The sequence below is a fragment of the Herbaspirillum sp. C7C8 genome, assembly GCF_022627875.1.
GTDB lineage: Bacteria > Pseudomonadota > Gammaproteobacteria > Burkholderiales > Burkholderiaceae_D > Herbaspirillum.
Window position 1 is genome coordinate 113,285 of record NZ_JABXGG010000007.1, and the last position, 20,196, is coordinate 133,480.

A 20,196-nucleotide genomic window follows, 5' to 3' on the forward strand; every position below is an offset into this window, starting at 1 on the left:
TACCGGCTGTCGCACACGCAACACCGAACCGCCGCGCACGGGCTTGTCCTGGCGCGGCGGTGTTCATGAAGGAAAGCAGGAATGAAACTGATCATTCTCGACCGCGATGGCGTCATCAATCATGATTCCGACGCCTTCATCAAGTCGCCCGACGAGTGGATCCCCATCAAGGGTTCGCTGGAAGCCATCGCGCGCCTGAACCAGGCCGGCTATCGCGTGGTGGTGGCCACCAACCAGTCCGGCGTGGCGCGCGGCCTGTTCGACATCCAGACCCTCAACGCCATCCACCAGAAGATGCACAATGCGGCCCAGCAGGCCGGCGCCGATATCGACGCAGTGTTCTTCTGCCCGCACTCGGCCGATGACAACTGTGATTGCCGCAAGCCCAAGCCGGGCATGTTCCACGAGATCGCCAGGCGCTTCAACATCAGCCTGCGCGGTGGCGTGGCCACCGTCGGCGATTCGCTGCGTGACCTGCAGGCCGGCTACGTGGCCGGTTGCGCACCCTATCTGGTACTGACCGGCAAGGGCGAGAAGACCCAGGCCAAGGGTGGCTTGCCGCCGGGCACGCTGGTTTTCCCGGATTTATCGGCGGTGGTTGATTTCATTCTGAAGTCGCCCGTCGGGGTCTCGGTATAGTGCCGTCACTGCGACCGCGCAGCCAACCCCATTCATTACAACAACATGCTCCGGCATGGGAGAAACGATTTTGCGCCTTGTCCTGATTCTGCGTTCGGTGGTCTTCATGGTCCTGATGGCCGTGGCCACCATCATCTGGTCCTTCGCCTGCCTGCTGTCGGCCCCCTTCCCTTACGCCCAGCGCTACTGGTGGACGTCACGCTGGAACGTGTTCGTGATCTGGACCGCGCGCGTCATCTGCGGCATCCGCTACGAAATGCGCGGCACCGAGAACCTGCCTGATGCGCCGGTGATCCTGCTCTCCAAGCACCAGTCAGCCTGGGAGACCATCTTCTACGTCATCAACATGCCGCGTCCGCTGGTGTTCGTATTCAAGAAGGAACTGACCTACATCCCCTTCTTCGGCTGGGGCATCGGACTGTTGCGCATGATCCCCATCGATCGCAAGAAGGGCCGCGATGCCTTTGCGCAAGTGCTGGAACATGGCCGCCGCCGTCTGCGCGATGGCCAGTGGATCGTCATGTTCCCGGAAGGTACGCGTACCCCGGTCGGCTCGCAAGGCAAGTACAAGGCCGGCGGTTCGCGCCTGGCGGTGGAAACCAACACGCTGGTGGTGCCCGTGGCGGTGAACTCGGGCGAGTGCTGGCCCAAGGGCAGCTTCGTAAAGAAGCCGGGCGTCATCACGGTCTCGATCGGCAAGCCGATTTCGCCGGAAGGATTGAATCCCCAGGAGTTGAACGAGCGCGTCGAAAATTGGATAGAATCCGAGATGCGCGTGATTTCGCCGGACGTCTACAAGAACAGCGCGCCCCGGCCGGCCGCCTCGACTGCATCGCAGTAATGCCGCGCGGCCAACTCCTTAGCCAACAGCAACACAGGACGCCGCGACTGCCTTGATACTGCTCCGCAAACCCAAGACCAATCCCGACCAGCTCTCGCTGCAACTGGATTTGTTTGGCGCGCCCGCCGCTGCTCCGGCCGCCGCGCCAGTTGATCCGGGTCCGGCGCTGCCATCGCCGACGGTGCAACCTCCGCTCATCGTGACACCGCATCCAGTGGTCCACGCGGCACCGCTGCCACCACCGCTCATTGCCGAACCGCCTGCGCCCCCCGGCCCGCTGCTGTCCCCACCGACCACGGCCCGTCCGGCCGATGGCAAGCGCCGCATCCAGCTGGGCGAACACACCATCGATTTTGCGCTGTTGCGCTCCAAGCGCCGTACCATCGGCTTCCTGGTCAGTGACGAAGGCCTGCGCGTGACCGCGCCCAAGTGGGTCACGTTAGCCGAGATCGACAACGCCATCCGCGAAAAGCAGCGCTGGATACTGAGCAAACTCAACGAGCGCCGCGAGCGTTCGGCGCGCCGCCTGCAACCGCAGATGCAGTGGCGCGATGGCGCCACCCTGCCCTACCTGGGTGCCGACATCACGCTGCGCATCCGTACCGGCCAGCGCCAGGCGGTGTTGCTCGACGAGCTCACGCGCGAACTCAACATCAGCCTGCCGGCCGATGCCGGTGAGCAGCAGCTGAAGGATCGCGTGCAAGGGTGGATGCAGGCACGGGCTGAAGAGCTGTTCGGCAAGCGCCTGATGATCTATGCAGAAAAACTGGGTGTACGCTATCGCTCCTATGCTCTGTCCTCGGCCACGACGCAATGGGGTTCCTGCACCTCGGACGCGCGCATCCGCCTGAACTGGCGGCTCATACACTTCGCCCTGCCACTGATTGATTACGTGATTGCCCACGAACTGGCACACCTGCGCGAGATGAACCACAGCCCGCGTTTCTGGGCCACGGTGCAATCGATCTTCCCCGAATTCGAATCGGCCAAGAAAGCCCTGCGCGACAGCGCACCGGAGACCCTGCCGATCTTCTGACCGGCCCGGTCCCGGCCATTGCGGCTCAGAACCGCACGTTGACGCCCACATCCAGCGAGCGCCCGTAGCCCGGCAAGGCTTGCAGGCTACCGCTTCTGGACTTGGCCAATCCCGACAGATAAACCCCGCCCAACGCATCCGCATAGTTGCGGTTGAACAGGTTGCTGATGCCTGCGCTCACGCTGATGGCCGCATTGAACTGATAGCTGCTGCGCAGATTGAACACCGTGTAGCTGGCCGTGACCGGTTCCAGACGATTGCTGTCCACCAGCGTCTTGCGGGCGACGTAACTGACTTCGGCACGATGGGTCCAGGGCCCCTGCTGCTGTTCCAGCGCGGCCAGTACGTTCAAGGGCATCATGTGATACAGGTTGCCGCCATCGACACGCTTGCCACGCGTGAGGCCGGCCTTGCCGGTGAAGGCGATGTCCCCCAGACCGGCCGAGCGCCACAGTGGCCACTTCCACGACGCATTGATGCCAAACAGGCGCGCATCGTGGTTGGCAAATTGCAGCAGTGCGCCGGAGGCCGTGCTGACGCTGTAAGGCTTGAAGGTGCCGATGACATCGGCATCGATGTAGTTCTCCACATAGCTGAAATACGGTGTCAGCTTGAAGAACCAGCGCGGCTCGCTGCCCTGCTTGTCTGCCGCATGCCAGTCGGCGGTGGCCGAGAGCGTATGCGCCACTTCGGGCTTGAGGTCGATGTTGCCGACGTAACCGTTGCCATCACCGAACCAGTTGGTCATGGTCATGGCCATGGTGCCTCGTCCCCAGGTATAACGCTCGTACAGATTGGGGGAGCGCGTCTTGCGAGCGTATCCGAATTCCCAGGTCTGCCCGTCATCGGGCGTGAAGCGCGCCAGCGCGGTGAGGTCGATGTTGTTGTCGGTCTTCGCATGGCCGCGTGCGTTGAAGGCGTTGGCGGCCGTCAGATCAGCCATGTTCATCATGTTGGTGCCGTAGGACTGCACGTTGCCGGCGTCGGTCCTGACCAGCTCATCGCGCAGTCCCACGATTGTGCGCCAACGTTCACTCAACTTGCCCTCCCATTCGGCGAAAAGAGCGTAACGATCGCGTTTTCCGTCGTTGATGTTCACATAGGTGCGCGGGCCCATCATCATCGAACCCGGCACGGCGGGCCAGTCGTCATCCAGATGGAAGCTGTGGTACTCGTTGCCCAGGCGCAGCACGCTGCTGCCATCAGGCGCCAGGTCGATGTCGGCCCGCAAGCTGTAGCCCAGGTCGCGGCCTCGCGTCTGCATGGGCATGGTGCCGGTGCGCTCGGCACTGAAGAAGCCCATCTCGTGCTCGGTACGCTGCCAGTAGAGACGGCCCATCAGCTTGCCCCAGTCGAAGCGGCGCTCATAGCCCAGGTTGGCGAAGGTGGAGCGGTTGCCGGTCATGTCCATGTACTGATTGGGGAAGCCCTGGTAGGGGATGTATTGCTGCCCGGCCTTGAACACCAGTTGCTGCCCGTCGCCGCGCGCGGCCACCGTCACTGCGTGGTTGTTGCTCTGGAACTGGCTGCCCAGCACCTTGTCGCCGCGGCCGTTGACGTAGCTCTCGGCACGCGACTGGCTGGCCACGTAATGGACCGAGAGACGGTCGCTGGCCACCGTGGCATCGACCGAGGCCGATACTTCCGAATTGACGCTGCGTGCAGCCACCGAGAAGCCGCCCTTGGTCAAGAGTTCACCGGCTTGCGCGGCAAACTGCGGAGCCGGGGACGCCAGTTCGATGGTGCCGCCGATACTGTCGCCGCCCACGCTGACCGGTGTGAGACCGGCCATCACCCGCACCATCCCGACCTGCGCCGGCGGCATATAGGACATGGGGGCGTTCATCTGGTTGCCGCAGGCGGCCGTGACCTCCATGCCATCCAGGCGGATCTTGAGGCGGTCGGCGGCAAAGCCGTTCAAGACCGGCAGTGCCGAGACACCACCGGCCGCCGCACTGGAATAGGCCGCTTCATCGGCGAGCAGCGCATTGCTGTCGGCCTTGAGCGGCGTCGTCACGGCAGGCTTGTCGCCGCGCACGGTCACGGTGGGCAAGGATGCACTGTCGGATTCTGAAGTGGTTTCGGCCAGGACGTGGCCGCAAGCGCTGAAGGCCAGCGCGATGGCGCAGGCGCAAGGAGTAAGCTGCATGGAAATCCCCAGGTTGTCGTTATCGAACTGCCCGTCTGCGCGGGCAGGTAGAGCGCGCGATTATGGGCGAGCAAAACGACGAGGGACTGCGACATATTGTCGCGTGCAGCACGACAATATGACGAAGGGGGCGGGCAGGTGCGTGGAGAGCGGGTATTGGCGGCTGCGTCAAATTGACGCAGCCTGTGAAGCAACGCCGGGGTCAGTGCTTGATGTAGCGTTCCGCGAGGGTTTCGTAGAGCGGCGGGGCGAACAGCTTGGACACGGCCGAGGCAATGAGCGCCGTGGCCATGAGCGAAATCACCAGCGCATGGCCGTCAACCATTTCCATCACGATCACGAAGGCGGTGATGGGCGATTGCGTCACGGCCGCCAGGTAACCCACCATGGCCAGCGCCACCAGCATCGGCAGCGAGGTGCCGCCGAAGAGCAGGTGCAGCAGGTTGCCAAAGCCGGCACCGATGGACAGCGAGGGCGCGAAGATGCCGCCCGGCAGGCCCGGCAGGTAGGAACCGACCATGGAGGCGAACTTGAGGAAGGGATAGAACACCGACAGTTCCTGGCCATCATTGAGCAAGCCATGCGCCTGCTCGTAGCCGCTGCCGAAGGTGGCGCCGCCGGCCGCCACACCGATGACCGCGACGATGAAACCGCACAGCGCAGCGAAGGCGACGGGACGTTCGGCACGCAGGGTCACGATCGTGGCGGGAATCCAGCGCGTCGGATTGAGAATGCACCAGCAGAACAATCCACCGGCCACGCCCATGAGCACCGCCGTGACGATCACGGCCAGGATCAGGCGGCCGCTGGTTTCTCCAGGGAAGGAAATGGAGCCGAAATAGGTATAGTTGCCATTGAGTGACAGGGCCACCAGGCCGGCGAAGATGATGGTGGTGATGACCACGCCACTGGCCTTCTGCTCGAAGCTGCGCGAGAGTTCCTCGATGGCGAACACGATACCCGCCAGCGGCGTGTTGAAGGCGGCCGCCAGGCCGGCAGCGGCACCGGCCAGGATCAGACGGCGCTCCATGTGCTCGTATCCGGCCGGATACAGTCGGCGCAGGTTGTACATGATGGCCGCGCCGATCTGCACCGTCGGACCTTCACGACCGATGGTCATGCCACCGGCGATGGCCACGATCGACAGCACGATCTTGCCGACCATCACGCGCAGGGACAGCAGCACGCTGCCGCGTTCGGCGGTGTCGCCATGCAGGGTGGCGATGGCCTGCGGAATGCCGCTGCCTTCGGAGCCCTCGAAGTAGCGGCGCGTGAGCCAGACGCAGGCGGCGCAGACTGCTGGCGTGAGCAGCAGCGGCAGCCAGGGGGATTTGTGCTCGATGCTGCGGAAGACACCGAAACCGATTTCGATGGCCTGGGCATACAGCACCGCGACCAGGCCAACGATGATGGCGCCGCTCCAGAGGATGCCGTATTCGACCCACAGGCGGCGCAGATGACTTTTGGAGAGTTGGTAGAGGCTCAATTGGCGTTCCTGTTGTTGTTCTGTTGATGCACGGATGCACGGGCATCCACGATGGACCGGACACGTGTCGCATCAATCCCGCGGCGCGTCCATGCCATGAAAAAAGCCCGCATGAGCGGGCTGGCAGGCTGACAGCAAGGCGCCTCAATCGGCGGCACTGTACTGTTCCTTCTTCTGGATGAACTCGATCTTGTAACCATCCGGATCGGCGACGAAGGCGATCACGGTCTTGCCGTGTTTCATCGGACCGGCTTCGCGGGTCACCGTCCCGCCCTTGGCCTTGACTGCGTCACAGGCGGCATAGGCATCATCGACCTCGATGGCGATGTGACCGTAGCCGGTGCCCAGATCATACGATTCGGTATCCCAGTTGTGGGTCAGTTCGAGCACGGTGTGATCGCGTTCTTCGCCGTAACCGACGAAGGCCAGCGTGAACTTGCCCTCGGGATAGTCATGCTTGCGCAGCAGTTTCATGCCCAGCACCTGGGTATAGAACTCGATGGAACGATCCAGATTTCCGACGCGCAGCATCGTATGCAGCATTCTCACTTGGCGACTCCTTTTCATGGCTAACGTGAAGCAAGCCGCTATTATCCCTGATTTGGCGAGCTCCCGCCGAGTCCGCTCCCCGGACTCAGTCCCGGTCGCTGCCGCGCAGGCGCCGGATCTGCTCTTCCAGGGCGCTGATGCGGTATTGCAGGCGGCGCTCCGTACTGATGTCGACGATCAGTCCATACCAGCGCTGGATGCGTCCCTCGCTATCGCTGTGGGGTGAGGCGCGGCTGCGCATCCAGCGCCACTGGCCATCGGGCCAGAGCACACGGAACTCGGTACGGAAGGGTCGCCCGCTGGGCAGGTTGGCCAGCCATTCCTGACGTACCCGTACACGGTCTTCCTCCGGCATGCGCGCCAGCCACTGCTGGTGGCGCTGCGCCGTGGTCAGCTCGGGGAGCCATTCGAAGGTCGGCCCGATGTAGTCGATCACGCCCTGTGCATCGGCGGCCCAGGGGATATTGGGACTCAGGTCGATGGCCCGATGGAAATGTTCTTCACTGTCACGCACCGTCCGTTCGGCAGACACCCGGGCGGTGATATCCACGGCCGATCCCGAGATGCCCAACAGTTCACCCAGGTCGCTGCGCACTACCTGGAAGGCCAGCAACGAGGTGCGACCGGTACGTGAATTGAAGAATTCGATGGGGGCAGGCAAGACGCCATCGACCACCTCGGCCACCCTCTGCAGCAAGGGGCGGTGTTCGCTGCGGTCCAGCAGGTCGATCACGGGGCAGCCCTCCAGCTCGCTGCCGGCGTTGCCACCGAGCAGGTCGATCATCATGGCATTGGCGCTGACCACGCGCAGCAAGGGATCGAGGAAGCACAGCCCCACCGGGGCGCTGCGATAGAGCGAATCGAGCTGGTGCCAGCGCTGGAAGGGTGAGGTGTCGATGCCCGCACTGTGACGCTGCCACACGCCGCGCTCGTCGATCAGGCGAGCCGCGTCGGTCAGCGGCAGCGGTCGGCCCAGATGGTAACCCTGACCGAATTCACAGCCCATGCGCTTCAAAAGATGGGCGTGATGCTCGGTCTCGATGCCTTCCGCGACCACGTGCATCTTCAGGCTCTGCCCCAGCCCGGCCACTGCCAGCACGATGCGGAAGTTGTCCGGATCCTGGTCCATGGTGCGCACGAAACTGGCGTCGATCTTGATTTCGTCAAAGGGGTAGGACTGCAGCCGGGTCAGGCTGGAATAACCGGTGCCGAAATCATCCAGCGACAGGCTGGCACCGGCCTGGCGCGCGGCCAGAATGGTCTGCAGGGTGCGTTCGTGATCCTGTACCAGCACGGTCTCGGTGATCTCCAGCTGCAGGCGCGACAGCGACAGCCCGTGCGCAGACATGACTGCCGCCAGGCGCTCCAGCAGGCTGGTGTCGAGGAACTGGCCGGGCGACAGATTGATCGCCAGCCGCAGCTCGGGCGGCCAGTGGCGCAGGCTGGCGGCCACGGTATCGAGCAGTTTGAGCAGCAGCCCATCCAGCACCCCGCCGCGTTCGGCGACGTCGATGAAATCGATCGGCGCCACCACCCCGCGCTGCGGGCAGCTCCAGCGCGCCAGCATCTCGAAGCCCGCAATGCGCCCGGTACGCAGATGCACCAAGGGCTGCAGCGCCGGCCAGAGATGGCCAGCGTCAAGGGCAGTCCTGATGTCATCGGCGGCGATGGGAGCCATCATCGAGGATACGTCTCCTTGCTGGGTGGCAATGTGCGCGGCGTCGTCATTCTGACGAGACTTCACTCGGCATTATGCTGACAAAGTGACGACCGCTTCGTCATTATGTCGCGTTTTACTGACGTCTTGCTTGCTGGATTGCGCTCCCGGACACCGACAAAGCAAAACGGGCAACCTGCAAGGGTTGCCCGTTTTCCTCAAGATGGCTTGCGCCGGGATGTCCTGCCGCCAGGACCGCCGTCCTCCACGCCCCTCAGCGGCCGTAGTAGGAATAGTAATCCGGTCGGTCATCGTAGCGGTAGGTACGCACCTCGGTGCGCTCCACGTAACGCACCGGACGCGGCGGCGGCGCGTAGTAGCGCGGCTGCTCATAGACCACCTGTTGCGGCGGCTGGTAGTACACCGGCTGCGGGGCCTGGTAATAGACCGGTTGCGGCGGCGCCTGGTAGACCGGCGCCGGAGCGGAATTGGCGATGAGCGATCCGATGGCGACCGCGCCGATGATGCCGGCAGCAATCGCCACGCCGTTGCCGCCCCGGTCATGCGCCATCGCAGGCGTGCTGACGACGGCGGCCGAAGCCAGAAGAGTGGTGGCGATCAATACCGATGCGATTTTTTTGCTGGCCATGATTGGCTCCTGTCAAAGAAGTCCGCGATCTGTCGCGGCACGATTCCAATATAAGACAGGTTCAGCTTTAAACCACGGGATATGAAACTTCGTTACAGTTCTTACGGGTGGCGGCGCGCCTGTAATAAAGTGCAACAGCGGCGCGCCGTCAGGCCTGGCGCACCGCCAGCAAGTTGGCCAGGGCCACGAATTGCTCGACCGGCACGGCTTCCGGACGCGCTTGCGGATCGACGCCCGCCTGACGCAATTCGTCCTCGGTGAAGAGGCCCGCCACGCAGTTGCGGATCACCTTGCGGCGCTGCGAGAAGGCCTTGGTGACCACCTGTTCCAGCAACGCCTGTGGGCAATCCATGGGCTGCGCCAGCGGAGTCATGCGCACGATGGCCGAATCGACCTGCGGGGGCGGGTCGAAGGCGGTCGGCGGGACCACGAACAGCAGTTCCATGTGATAGCGCCACTGCAGCATCACCGACAGGCGGCCATAGGCCTTGCCGCCCGGCTCGGCGACCATGCGCTCGACCACTTCCTTCTGCAGCATGAAGTGCTGGTCCTGCACGTTCGGCGCGATCTCGGCCAGGTGGAACAGCAAGGGGCTGGAGATGTTGTAGGGCAGGTTGCCGACCACGCGCAGCTTGCGGCCTTGCGGCACCGGGATGCTGGCAAAGTCGAACTTGAGGGCATCGGCCGAATGCACGGTCAGGCGCTCGGCGCTGAAACGCTTCTTGAGGCGCTCGACCAGGTCGCGGTCCAGCTCGACCACGTGCAGGTGGCGCAATTGTTCCAGCAGCAGTGCGGTCATCGCGGCCAGGCCCGGGCCGATCTCGACCATGGCGTCGTCGGCAGCGGGTGCGATGGCGCCGATGATGTCGTGCAGCACCACGTCGTCGGTGAGGAAGTTCTGGCCGAAGCGTTTGCGCGGGATGTGTTTCATGGGGATTCCAGTAAGTTCGTGCGATCTCAGGCGGTACAGCGGCGGCGTGCCATGTCGGCAGCGGCGCGGATGGCTACGCACAGGCTGCCATGGTCGGCGCGGCCAAGGCCGGCGGCGGCCAGGTCCAGGGCCGTGCCATGGTCGACCGACGTGCGGATCAGGGGCAGCCCGAGGGTGATGTTGATGCCATGGCCGAAGCTGGCGAACTTCAGGACCGGCAGGCCCTGGTCGTGATACATGGCCAGGACGCAGTCGGCTTCTTCCAGGTACTTGGGCTGGAACAGGGTATCGGCCGGATAGGGGCCGCGTGCGTCGATGCCGCGCGCCCGGGCGGCTTCCAGAGCCGGCGTGATGACCTCGATCTCTTCGCGCCCCAGATAGCCGTTTTCACCGGCGTGGGGGTTCAGGCCGGTGACCAGGATGCGCGGATGGGCGATACCGAACTTGCCGCGCAGGTCGGCTTGCAGGATATCCAGCGTGCGCGCCAGGCTCGACGCGGTGATCGCGGCCGGGACATCCTTCAAGGCCAGATGCGTGGTCGCCAGCGCCACGCGCAGGTGCGGGTTCTCACCACCGGCCAGCATCATCACCACCTGCGGCGTGCCGGTGACCTCGGCCAGATATTCGGTATGACCGGTGAAGGCCACACCGGCATCATTGATGGTGCTTTTCTGCAAGGGCGCGGTCACGATGGCGGCAAAGGCGCCATCCAGTGCGCCCTGCACCGCCAGGTCCAGAGTCTGCAACACGGCGCGGCCATTGCGCGCATCCAGCACGCCGGCACGCACCGGTTCGGCCACCGGACAATCGATGACGGTGAGGCAGTCGATCGGGAAATGCGGCAGGCCGCCGTTGCGCCAGGCCTGGATGGAGAGTGCCGCCACGCGCATCTGCGGATCGATCTCGTAAGCCGTCTGCGCCAGCAGGGCGGCATCGCCCAGCAGGATGCAGCGCGCTTGGTGGCGCAGTTCCCAGGCGGCACGCAGGGAAATTTCCGGGCCGATGCCGGCCGGTTCGCCGCAGGTCAGCGCGAGGATGGGGCGGTTCATGGTGATGTCACTCATGGCCTGTGAGGGCAAAAACGGGCTTCAAAAAGCAAGGGCCGGCGACATGGCCGGCCTCTTGCGCGCAATGGGGAAACCTGCGGCCTCCCCTGCCGGATGGACGATCAGTCGTCGTTGCGATATTCGACGTAGGCGCGGTCACGGATCTGGCGCATCCAGTCCTCGGTGGCTTCCTCGATCTTGCGCTCGCGGATGGCCTGACGGGCAGCCTGGCGGGCACGTTCCTTGGAGGCGTCGTCAGTCTTGCGCTCGACCACCTGGATCAGGTGATAGCCGAACGGGGTTTCGATGGGCTCGCTGACTTCACCCGGCTTCAACTTGTCCATGGCGCGCTCGAACTCGGGGACGGTATCGCCCGGGTAGATCCAGCCGAGGTCGCCCCCCTTGGAGGCGGACAGGTCGTTGGAATACAGCTTGGCCAGTTCTTCGAAGGTGGCCGAACCGTGGTCCAGACGTTCCTTCAGTTCGGTCAGCTTGCGCTTGGCTTCGGCAGCCGTCACCACCTGGTTGACCTTGATGAGGATATGACGCACATGGGTCTTCTGCACTGCCGGGGCGGCAGCCTGGGTGGCGCCGGCAGCGCGACGGCCGACCAGCTTGAGGATGTGGAAACCGTTACCGCTCTTGAGCAGGCCGCTGACCTGGCCATCCTGCAACTTGGACACGCCATCCAGGAACAGCTGGGGCAGGCGGTCGGCCGGACGCCAGCCAAGGTCACCACCGGAAAGGGCATCGGACGCATCGGAATAGGCGGCCGCGGTCTTGGCGAAGTCGGCGCCGGTCTTCAACTGGCGCAGCACGTCTTCGGCGCGTTCGCGGCGGGCGGACAACTGCTCGGGGGTGGCGTTCTCTGGCACACGGATCAGGATCTGGGCGATGTCCAGTTCCTGGCGTTGACCGCCGGCATTGGCTTCGGCGGCGAGGTAGTTGTCGATCTCGGATTCGGTGACCACCACCTTGTTGTCCACCTCACGCTCGCGCAGGCGCTGGCTCAGGATTTCACGGCGGATCTCTTCACGGAAGCTGGCGTAGTTCATGCCCTCGGCTTCCAGGCGGGTGCGGAATTCCGGCATGGACAACTTGTTCTGCTCGGCGATGCGCTGCATGGCGCGGTCCAGCATGGCGTCGTCGACCACGATGCCGCTTTCCTTGGCCATCTGCGCCTGGGCGCGTTCGACGATCATGCGTTCGACCAGCTGGCGCACCAGCTGCGCTCGCGGCGGCAATTGCACGTTCTGCGCAGCCATGCGCTTTTCCACGCTGGCCAGGCGCTCGGCGACTTCCTGGCGGGTGATGACTTCGTTGTTGACCACCACCAGGATGGAATCCACCGGACGCGGTTCCACACGTGCCCGGGTCGCCGCCGGCGCCGGGGCCGGGGCAGCGGGCGCGGCCACCGGGGTGGCCGGCTTGCTGGCGGCAGCCTTGGGCGCGCTCTTGGCCGGTGCTGCCGGTGCGCTGCCGGTGGTTTCGGTCGGCGTCACCGGGATGATGGTGGTGGCGAACTGCGCATGCGCATTGCTGATCACGCCCAGCATGCACAGCAGCACGGTCACTGTTTTGGTTGTTGCGAGGAGTGGTGTACGCATATTACGCATGGACTAATCGTTGGTTCGGAAAAGGTTAGAAGTTGTTGCCGGTCATGGTGTCCGGCAGGTTCACGTTCTGGTAACCGGGCACGCTGCTCTTGATGGCCTCCATCGGGTTGGAACCGATCTTGGAGAAGCCGTTCAGTTCAAGCTGGATGAAGAAGCCCGTCGACGCCTTGGTGGACGAGGTCGGGATGCGTTGCGCCACCACCCGGAAGACCCAGCAATCGGCCTTGTATTCGAAGCCTGCCAGACCTTCTGCCACGGTGCGGTCGGGGATCGAATAGTTCAGGCGACCCACGGCATAGATACGCTGGGTGATCGGCCACTGTCCGGACACATCGACCTGCTTGAGCGGATCGAGCACGCCCGTGTAGGGGTTGATGTAGGTGCGGTCCAGCCGGTATTGCAGGTTCAGCACGCGCTTGGGCGCCGGCTGCCAGCGGATGCCGAAGGTCGAACGCACCATCTGGCGCAGCGTCTCGCTGTACTGCACCGTGTTGTCGGTGGAGAACTCGCGCGTGATCTGGCCGCCCAGCGACAGCAGCAGATCGGACTTGCTGCCCAGCGTGGTAGTGGTGGTCCCGGTGATATCGACCTTGGGGTCGACAAAGTAATAGCGTTGTCCCACGGCTGCGCGCAGGCGTTCCAGGCCATTTTCCTCGATCAGGCGCGAGGTCACGGCGGCCGTGAGCTGGTTGGCGTCGCTGATGCGGTCGTGGCCGACGAAGCGGTTCTCGGTGAAGATCTGCGCGAAGTTGAAATCGGACAGGCCGGAATCGAACACCGGGAACTGCGACTGGTCGCGATAAGGCGTGCGCACGTAGAACAGGCGCGGCTCCAGCGTCTGGGTCATGCTGCGACCGAGCAGGTTGGACTCACGTTCGAAGATCATGCCCGAGTCCAGCGACAGGGTCGGCAAGGTCCGGCTGAAACTGGTCGGCTGGCCCGCCGTGACGTTGGTGAGGTTGTAGCTGGTGGCATCCAGGATCACCTTGGGGGTGATGAAGTAACCCGGCCGGATGATGGGATAGGACACCGTCTGCGTGACGTAGGCACGGTCACCGCCCACCAGGTCGCCACTGGCGAAGCGGGTGAAGTCAGCGGTGGTGCTGAAGTCGAAGCCGCCGATATCGTAACGGTTGCCGTTGAAGGTGATCTGCGGCACGCGATCGTAGGGCTTGGTGATCGGTGCGTCGACGTCCTGCAGCAACTGGTACTTGGACACCAGCCCGGTCACGCTCCAGTAGGTGCTGCTGTAGCTGAGGCTGACGTTGCGCGCCAGCAGGCGCTGCGTACTGCCGGTGATCGAATGCGAGAAGTCCGAGGGATAGTCGTTGTCGGAGGCCTTGTTCAGGTTCCAGGCCAGTTGCAGGCCGGGTGCCAGGGTCTGGTTGTGGATCGAGGACAGCGAATAACGGCCCGTGCCGGTGACGCGGTCCTGGATGCCTTCCACGTTGGTCGAACCGCTGTAGGTTTCGCCCATGTAACGGGTCTCGGCGCCCAGTTGCAGGCCCCGCCGCGCAATGAGCTTGGGCACCAGCGTCAGATCGTAGTTGGGCGCCAGGTTGAAGTAGTACGGTACCGCGATCTCGGCGCCACCGTTGGTGGTCATGCCGATGGTCGGCGGCAGCACGCCCGACTTGCGCTCGCCCGAGAGCGGGAACGACATCCAGGGCGAACCCAGGATGGGGACATCCTTGAAATACAGCAGTCCGCCGTGCATGGTGCCGACGTCACGGCCGCTGTCGAGGTCCATGGTGCTGGCGCGCAGATACCAGTCGGGATCGGGGGCCTCGCAGGTACTGTAGGTACCCTGGGTGACCTTGGCCTCGTCATCGGAGAGGAAATCGATGCGCTCGGCCTTGCCCCGCCCGCCGCTCTTGCCCAGCAGATAAGTCGGGCTGGTAACGTAGCCGGAGCCGGTACCCATGTTCATCTCGGCGCGGTCGCCAGTGTACTGGTCCTGCAGACGACGCATCCAGACGTGGCCGGTGGCCTCGACTTCATCCTGGATGATGCGGTATTCGGCCTTGTCGGCCTTGATGGTGGTCGCCCCCTTGACCAGTTCCACGTCGCGGTCAAGGTTGACCTGGCGGTCGGGACGGCCGGTCATCTGCTCGGCGCTGACGTTGACCGGCGCATCCGCGTCCTGCGCCGGGACCGGCGTGGCCGCAGGCAGCGACATCTGGGCGTGCACCGACAAGGGCAACAGGGCAGAGGCCGAGGCCACCACCATTGCCGAAGAGAACAGACGCGCCAGCCGCCAGTTGACAGTACGTTCAGTGAAAGACTTGGAAAACCGGATCATGAAAAGAGAGGCTAGATACCGTGCAGGCGGATTTTTTGGGTTGAATCCCTTATTATATGGGAACTCAACCACGTCAAACGATTTCCTCAGATAGTTCATGTCTTCACCTGGTTCCACCCCCGATCTCCGCCTGTCCGAACTGCAAGCCTGGCTGGCCACCCTGGCCGATACCCCGGTGCTGTCCGCCACCCTGCGCCCGGCCTCGGCCGACGCCAGCTTCCGCCGCTATTTCCGGGTGGATACACCCGAGGGCGGCAGCGCCATCGTGATGGATGCCCCGCCGCCGCAGGAGGACGTGCGCCCCTTCGTGAAAGTCGCCGGCCTCTTCGGCGAGACCGGGGTGACCGTGCCGAAGGTACTGGCGCAGGATACCGAGCGCGGTTTCCTGCTGCTCTCGGACCTGGGTTCCACGACCTACCTCTCGCAGCTCTCGGCCGACAGCGCGCACGCACTATACATGGATGCGATCGAGGCCCTGGTACTTTTACAAGCGCAAAGCAAGCCCGAAGCCCTGCCCGAATACGACCGTGCCCTGCTGCTGCGGGAGCTGGAGCTGTTTCGCGAGTGGTACATCGGCAAGCACCTGGGCGTGACGCTCACCGACGAGCAGAACGCCGTGCTGGACAAGACCTTCGACGCCATCCTGGCCAACAACCTGGCCCAGCCGCAGGTCTACGTGCACCGCGACTACCATTCGCGCAACCTGATGGTGCTGCCCAAGGGCAACCCCGGCATTCTCGATTTCCAGGATGCGGTCTATGGCCCCATCACCTACGATCTGGTCTCGCTACTGCGCGATGCCTACATCCAGTGGGATGAAGAGATGGTGCTGGACTGGGCCATCCGCTACTGGGAAAAGGCGCGCCGCGCCGGCCTGCCGGTCACGCCCGACATCGATACCTTCTACCGCGACTTCGAATGGATGGGCCTGCAGCGCCACCTGAAGGTGCTGGGCATCTTCGCCCGCCTGTGGCACCGCGACGGCAAGGATGGCTACCTGAAGGACATCCCGCTGGTGATGGAATACACCCTCAAGACCGCGCGCCGCTACGTGGCCTTCACGCCCCTGGTGCGCCTGATCGAGAAGCTGGAGCAGGAACACGCGCCCAAGTTCGGCTACACCTTCTGAGGCGCCGACCATGAAAGCCATGATCTTCGCAGCCGGGCGCGGCGAGCGCATGCGTCCGCTGACCGATACCTGTCCCAAGCCGCTGCTCAAAGTCCGTGGCCGCCCATTGATCGTCTGGCAGATCCTCTCGCTGGTACGCGCCGGCATCACCGAGATCGTCATCAATCACGCCCACCTGGGCCAGATGATCGAAGACACCCTCGGCGACGGCAGCCGCTTCGGCGCCAGACTCTTTTATTCACCGGAAACCACGGCCCTGGAAACGGCAGGCGGTATCGCCCAGGCGCGCCACCTGCTGGGTGAAGAAGCTTTCATAGCGGTCTCCGGCGACATCTGGTGCCCGCATTTCGACTACAGCGAACTGCTGACCGTGCTGGAAGACGAAGACCCCTGGGGCAATCCGCTGCCGGAAGACCAGCGCGACATGGCCTGGCTGTACCTGGTCAAGAATCCGCCCTTCCATCCCGAAGGTGACTTTGCACTGAACAACTTCGCCATTGCCAACGAAGGCCAGCCCAAGCTGACCTTTGCCAACATCGGCGTGTATCGCCCGCAGATGTTCGATGGCATCGCCCCCGGTACCCATGCCAAGCTGGGACCGCTGCTGCGCCAGTATGCCGACAAGGGCCGCATCGGCGGCGACGTCTACCGGGGCCAATGGCACAACGTCGGCACCATCGAACAACTGGAAGCACTGAACCTGCCACCGCAAGGAAACCGACCATGAGCTTCGACGCCTCCCCCTTCGCCGCCCGCCGCGCCCGCCTGTTGGCCAGCCTGCAACAAGCCGGGGGGGGCGTGGCCATCATCCCGACCGCGCCCGAGGTGATGCGCAATCGCGATGCCGATTATCCGTATCGCCATGACAGCTATTTCTACTACCTGACCGGCTTTACCGAACCCGAAGCAGTACTGGTGCTGGTGGCCGGCCAGGAAAACCGCAGCATCCTGTTCTGCCGCGACAAGAACCTGGAACGCGAGATCTGGGATGGCTACCGCCACGGCCCGCAGGCCGCGCAGCAAATGTTCGCGCTGGATGCAGCCCACCCCATTGAGGAGCTGGACAAGAACATGCCCGCCCTGCTCTCCGACGCCCGCGCCGTCTATTACGCGCTGGGCCAGGATGAGAAGCGCGATGCCCAGTTGCAGCGCTGGCTGCAAGGCGTGCGCGCCCTGGCACGCAGCGGCGTGTCCGCACCCGGCGCGGTGGTCGACGTGAGCGTGCTGCTGGACGATATGCGCCTGTTCAAGGATCCCTACGAGATCGACGTCATGAAGCGCGCCGGCATCATCTCCGCCGAAGCCCATTGCCGCGCCATGCGCATCTGCCGCCCCGGCCTGCGCGAATACCATCTCGAAGCCGAACTGCTGCACGAATTCCGTCGCAACGGTTCGCAATATCCGGCCTACGGTTCCATCGTCGCCACCGGTGCCAACAGCTGCGTGCTGCACTATCGCGCGGGCGATGCCGAAATCAAGGACGGTGACCTGGTCCTGATCGATGCCGGCTGCGAACTGGACAGCTACGCCTCCGACATCACCCGCACCTTCCCCGCCAATGGCAAGTTCAGCGGACCGCAGAAGGCGCTCTACGAGATCGTGCTGGCCGCACAAGCCGCCGCCGTCGCCGAGACCGCTCCCGGCAAGCGCTTCATGGATGGCCATGACGCCGCCGTGCGGATGCTGGCGCAAGGGATGCTCGACACCGGTCTGCTGGACAAATCCAAGGTCGGCTCGCTGGACGACGTCATCGAAAAAGGCGACTACCGCCAGTTCTACATGCACCGCACCGGCCACTGGCTGGGCATGGACGTGCATGACGTGGGAGATTACCGCGACCCGGCCACGGCCGACGGCAACAAGCCATGGCGCACGCTGCAACCGGGCATGGTGCTGACCATCGAGCCGGGCATCTACGTGCGTCCGGGCGAAGGGGTGCCGGAGCAGTTCTGGAACATCGGCATCCGCATCGAGGATGACGCCCACGTCACGCCATCGGGCTGCGAACTCTTGACCACGGGCGTGCCCAGCAAGGTCGAGGACATTGAAGCGCTGATGCGCCAGGGCTGAAGCGAGCGCCTGTGCAGACCGCGCATGCGCCGGATCAAGCCCGGCCGGCGCGGCTCCGCTACAATGACGCCTTCTTGAATCTTCTGTAGAAGGCATCTCCCGGCATCATGGAATCCGTCGATTTCGACCTGATCATCTGCGGCGGCGGCCCGGTCGGCCAGAGCGTGGCCGGCCTGCTGGCCCGGCGCCAATTGCCTGCCGAGCGCATCGCGCTGGTAGACATGAAGTCGCCCGAGCAAGCCGCCGCCGACCCGCGCACCATCGCCCTCTCCTACGGCAGCCGCCAGATCCTCGACGAACTGGGCGCCTGGAACGATATCGGCCGCAGCGCCACTGCCATCGAACAGATCCACGTCTCACGCCGAGGCCACTTCGGACGCACCCTGCTGGACCGCAAGGATTACCAGCTGCCCGCGCTGGGCTATGTGGCGCGCTATGGCCAGGTCAACCGCGCCCTGGCCTCAGCCATCACGCCGCTGGGACTGAGCCTGATGCGCCCGGCCGAAGCGCAAGACATCGCGGAAGACGACGATCACGTCGCCGTCACCCTGAAGGATGGCCGCGTGCTGCGCGCGCAATTGCTGATCCAGGCCGAGGGCGGTGTCTTCGGCGAGCAACAGCAAAAGACTTTGCAGCGCGATTACCAGCAGTTGGGCATCATCGCCCACGTGCTGGCCGATGGCGTCATCGCCCATCGCGCCTTCGAACGCTTCACCGATGAAGGCCCGCTGGCCCTGCTGCCGCAGGACGACGGCTATGCGCTGGTCTGGTGTGTGCGCCCGGCCACCGGCGAGCAATTGATGGCGCTGGACGATGCGGCTTTCCTGGCGGCCTTGCAGCGCACCTTCGGCCAACGGGTCGGCCGCTTCACCCACATCAGCGCGCGCCATGCCTTCCCGCTTGGCTTGAATGCCCGTCCCGGCCAGAGCCGGCGCGTGGTGGCCATCGGCAATGCCGCGCAAACCCTTCATCCGGTAGCGGGCCAGGGCTTGAACCTGGGCCTGCGCGATGCCCGCGTGCTGGCCGACGTGCTGGCGCACGAGATTTCTCCCCACGCCTTGCAGGCCTTCGAGCGCCAACGCGGCCAGGATCGCGGCCTGACCATCCGCCTGACCGACCTGATGGCCCGCATCTTTGCCGGATCGCCCCAGGGCTCGCCTCTGCAGGCCGCCCTGGGCTTGTCCCTGGGCGCCATCGACCTGCTCCCGGCAGCACGCGGGCTGCTGGCGGAACAGATGATGTTCGGTCGCCGATGAGGTGAACAATGCTGCATATGCGCGACGTCCTGTCGTCGCGCAGGCGGTCAGGAAATGCGACAATGCTGACTTGCGGCGCCCGCCGCTCCACTGAGCACTCCATCCAGCAGACACGCATTTGCCATGAAACAAGACCCGCGCTTCAAGAATCTCTTCATCCTCGACCACCCGCTGATCCAGCACAAGCTCTCGCACATGCGCGACAAGCGCACCTCCACCCGCACCTTCCGCGACCTGCTGCGCGAGATCACGCTGCTGATGGGCTATGAAATCACGCGCGAGCTGCCGCTGACCACCGAGACCATCGAAACCCCGCTGGTAACCTATGAAGCCCCGGTGATCGCCGGCAAGAAGCTGGCCGTAGTGCCGGTGCTGCGCGCGGGCGTGGGCATGAGCGATGGCCTGCTGGAACTGATCCCCTCGGCGCGCGTGGGCCATATCGGCGTCTACCGCGACGAGAACCACAAGCCGGTGGAATACCTGGTGCGGCTGCCGGACCTGCAAGACCGCATCATGATCCTGTGCGACCCGATGGTGGCCACGGGCAACTCGGCCGTCTATGCCGTGGATGCGCTCAAGAAGCGTGGTGTGCCGGCTTCGCACATCGTTTTCGTGGCGCTGGTGGCGGCCCCGGAAGGCGTACAGGTGTTCGCTGATGCGCATCCGGATGTGAAGCTTTACGTCGCTTCCCTGGATTCCCACCTGGATGAGGATGCCTACATCGTCCCAGGACTGGGCGATGCGGGGGATCGCATTTTCGGTACCAAGTAAGCGGCATTCTCCGCCTGGGCGGAAGCAAAGAAAAACGGGCTGCGCAATCACTGCGCAGCCCGTTTTTAT

At 64.2% G+C, this 20,196-nt stretch carries 17 protein-coding genes; 8 read left to right on the forward strand and 9 right to left on the reverse strand.

All coding sequences use genetic code 11. The features are described from left to right. Positions 1-81: 81 nt before the first annotated feature. Genes gmhB through HWE01_RS10775 form a run of 3 tightly spaced genes read left to right on the forward strand, consistent with a single transcriptional unit; the run spans position 82 to position 2,516 of the window. The gene (gene gmhB, locus HWE01_RS10765) at positions 82-639 is read left to right on the forward strand and encodes a D-glycero-beta-D-manno-heptose 1,7-bisphosphate 7-phosphatase (protein ID WP_175342663.1); all 558 of its coding nucleotides are present in this window, start codon (positions 82-84) and stop codon (positions 637-639) included. Between the two features lie 55 nt (positions 640-694). After that, entirely contained in the window at positions 695-1,480 is a 786-nt protein-coding gene (locus tag HWE01_RS10770) for a lysophospholipid acyltransferase family protein (RefSeq protein ID WP_008325691.1), read from the forward strand. Between the two features lie 52 nt (positions 1,481-1,532). Continuing rightward, positions 1,533-2,516: a M48 family metallopeptidase gene (locus HWE01_RS10775; protein ID WP_008325689.1), complete on the forward strand. Its 984-nt coding sequence runs from the start codon at positions 1,533-1,535 to the stop codon at positions 2,514-2,516. 25 nt (positions 2,517-2,541) lie between these two features. On the opposite strand, the gene HWE01_RS10780 is transcribed toward HWE01_RS10775, so the two are convergent. The 9 genes from HWE01_RS10780 to HWE01_RS10820 all read right to left on the reverse strand — a co-directional run bounded on the left by HWE01_RS10780 (position 2,542) and on the right by HWE01_RS10820 (position 14,901). Next, the gene (locus tag HWE01_RS10780; protein WP_008325688.1) at positions 2,542-4,665 is read right to left on the reverse strand and encodes a TonB-dependent receptor; all 2,124 of its coding nucleotides are present in this window, start codon (positions 4,663-4,665) and stop codon (positions 2,542-2,544) included. Positions 4,666-4,867: 202 nt separating this feature from the next. Then, on the reverse strand, positions 4,868-6,151 hold the full coding sequence (locus HWE01_RS10785; protein WP_008325685.1) for a chloride channel protein: 1,284 nt from the start codon (positions 6,149-6,151) through the stop codon (positions 4,868-4,870). Between the two features lie 144 nt (positions 6,152-6,295). Further along, positions 6,296-6,700, reverse strand: coding sequence for a lactoylglutathione lyase (gene gloA / locus HWE01_RS10790; protein ID WP_034349675.1), 405 nt, complete (start codon positions 6,698-6,700; stop codon positions 6,296-6,298). An 85-nt stretch (positions 6,701-6,785) separates the two neighbouring features. Continuing rightward, the gene (locus tag HWE01_RS10795) at positions 6,786-8,381 is read right to left on the reverse strand and encodes a sensor domain-containing phosphodiesterase (protein ID WP_008325681.1); all 1,596 of its coding nucleotides are present in this window, start codon (positions 8,379-8,381) and stop codon (positions 6,786-6,788) included. Positions 8,382-8,631: 250 nt separating this feature from the next. After that, a complete protein-coding gene (locus HWE01_RS10800; protein WP_008325678.1) occupies positions 8,632-9,006 on the reverse strand; it encodes a hypothetical protein in 375 nt (124 codons plus the stop codon). Between the two features lie 148 nt (positions 9,007-9,154). Next, positions 9,155-9,937 carry a 16S rRNA (adenine(1518)-N(6)/adenine(1519)-N(6))-dimethyltransferase RsmA gene (gene rsmA / locus HWE01_RS10805; RefSeq protein ID WP_241821815.1) on the reverse strand — a complete coding sequence of 261 codons (783 nt, stop codon included), beginning with the start codon at positions 9,935-9,937 and terminating at the stop codon, positions 9,155-9,157. A gap of 26 nt (positions 9,938-9,963) precedes the next feature. Continuing rightward, the gene (gene pdxA, locus HWE01_RS10810; RefSeq protein ID WP_241821846.1) at positions 9,964-10,986 is read right to left on the reverse strand and encodes a 4-hydroxythreonine-4-phosphate dehydrogenase PdxA; all 1,023 of its coding nucleotides are present in this window, start codon (positions 10,984-10,986) and stop codon (positions 9,964-9,966) included. 119 nt (positions 10,987-11,105) lie between these two features. After that, positions 11,106-12,599, reverse strand: a complete 1,494-nt coding sequence (locus tag HWE01_RS10815; protein ID WP_175342656.1) for a peptidylprolyl isomerase — start codon at positions 12,597-12,599, stop codon at positions 11,106-11,108. A gap of 25 nt (positions 12,600-12,624) precedes the next feature. Next, positions 12,625-14,901, reverse strand: coding sequence for an LPS-assembly protein LptD (locus HWE01_RS10820; protein ID WP_241821816.1), 2,277 nt, complete (start codon positions 14,899-14,901; stop codon positions 12,625-12,627). Between the two features lie 97 nt (positions 14,902-14,998). Between HWE01_RS10820 and HWE01_RS10825 the strand changes: the two genes are divergently transcribed. From HWE01_RS10825 to upp, 5 genes are all read left to right on the forward strand, one after another. Next, a complete protein-coding gene (locus HWE01_RS10825) occupies positions 14,999-16,030 on the forward strand; it encodes an aminoglycoside phosphotransferase family protein (protein ID WP_008325660.1) in 1,032 nt (343 codons plus the stop codon). A 10-nt stretch (positions 16,031-16,040) separates the two neighbouring features. Next, positions 16,041-16,757 carry an N-acetylmuramate alpha-1-phosphate uridylyltransferase MurU gene (gene murU / locus HWE01_RS10830; RefSeq protein ID WP_241821817.1) on the forward strand — a complete coding sequence of 239 codons (717 nt, stop codon included), beginning with the start codon at positions 16,041-16,043 and terminating at the stop codon, positions 16,755-16,757. Beyond that, positions 16,754-18,100 (forward strand): Xaa-Pro aminopeptidase, encoded by a 1,347-nt coding sequence (gene pepP / locus HWE01_RS10835; protein WP_241821818.1) that lies wholly within the window; start codon positions 16,754-16,756, stop codon positions 18,098-18,100. The genes murU and pepP overlap by 4 nt, the downstream gene beginning before the upstream one ends. A gap of 107 nt (positions 18,101-18,207) precedes the next feature. Then, positions 18,208-19,356: an FAD-dependent monooxygenase gene (locus HWE01_RS10840; protein ID WP_241821819.1), complete on the forward strand. Its 1,149-nt coding sequence runs from the start codon at positions 18,208-18,210 to the stop codon at positions 19,354-19,356. A gap of 123 nt (positions 19,357-19,479) precedes the next feature. Then, the gene (gene upp / locus HWE01_RS10845; protein ID WP_241821820.1) at positions 19,480-20,127 is read left to right on the forward strand and encodes a uracil phosphoribosyltransferase; all 648 of its coding nucleotides are present in this window, start codon (positions 19,480-19,482) and stop codon (positions 20,125-20,127) included. Positions 20,128-20,196 lie beyond the last annotated feature (69 nt).

What these genes read in the sequence shown, in the direction of transcription:
- gmhB (WP_175342663.1), top strand. Translation starts at nt 82, where the DNA reads ATGAAACTGATCATTCTCGACCGCGATGGCGTCATCAATCATGATTCC.
- HWE01_RS10770 (WP_008325691.1), top strand. Translation starts at nt 695, where the DNA reads ATGGGAGAAACGATTTTGCGCCTTGTCCTGATTCTGCGTTCGGTGGTC.
- HWE01_RS10780 (WP_008325688.1), bottom strand. Translation starts at nt 4,665, where the DNA reads ATGCAGCTTACTCCTTGCGCCTGCGCCATCGCGCTGGCCTTCAGCGCT.
- HWE01_RS10795 (WP_008325681.1), bottom strand. Translation starts at nt 8,381, where the DNA reads ATGATGGCTCCCATCGCCGCCGATGACATCAGGACTGCCCTTGACGCT.
- HWE01_RS10800 (WP_008325678.1), bottom strand. Translation starts at nt 9,006, where the DNA reads ATGGCCAGCAAAAAAATCGCATCGGTATTGATCGCCACCACTCTTCTG.
- rsmA (WP_241821815.1), bottom strand. Translation starts at nt 9,937, where the DNA reads ATGAAACACATCCCGCGCAAACGCTTCGGCCAGAACTTCCTCACCGAC.
- pdxA (WP_241821846.1), bottom strand. Translation starts at nt 10,986, where the DNA reads ATGAACCGCCCCATCCTCGCGCTGACCTGCGGCGAACCGGCCGGCATC.
- HWE01_RS10815 (WP_175342656.1), bottom strand. Translation starts at nt 12,599, where the DNA reads ATGCGTAATATGCGTACACCACTCCTCGCAACAACCAAAACAGTGACC.
- HWE01_RS10820 (WP_241821816.1), bottom strand. Translation starts at nt 14,901, where the DNA reads ATGATCCGGTTTTCCAAGTCTTTCACTGAACGTACTGTCAACTGGCGG.
- HWE01_RS10825 (WP_008325660.1), top strand. Translation starts at nt 14,999, where the DNA reads ATGTCTTCACCTGGTTCCACCCCCGATCTCCGCCTGTCCGAACTGCAA.
- murU (WP_241821817.1), top strand. Translation starts at nt 16,041, where the DNA reads ATGAAAGCCATGATCTTCGCAGCCGGGCGCGGCGAGCGCATGCGTCCG.
- pepP (WP_241821818.1), top strand. Translation starts at nt 16,754, where the DNA reads ATGAGCTTCGACGCCTCCCCCTTCGCCGCCCGCCGCGCCCGCCTGTTG.
- HWE01_RS10840 (WP_241821819.1), top strand. Translation starts at nt 18,208, where the DNA reads ATGGAATCCGTCGATTTCGACCTGATCATCTGCGGCGGCGGCCCGGTC.
- upp (WP_241821820.1), top strand. Translation starts at nt 19,480, where the DNA reads ATGAAACAAGACCCGCGCTTCAAGAATCTCTTCATCCTCGACCACCCG.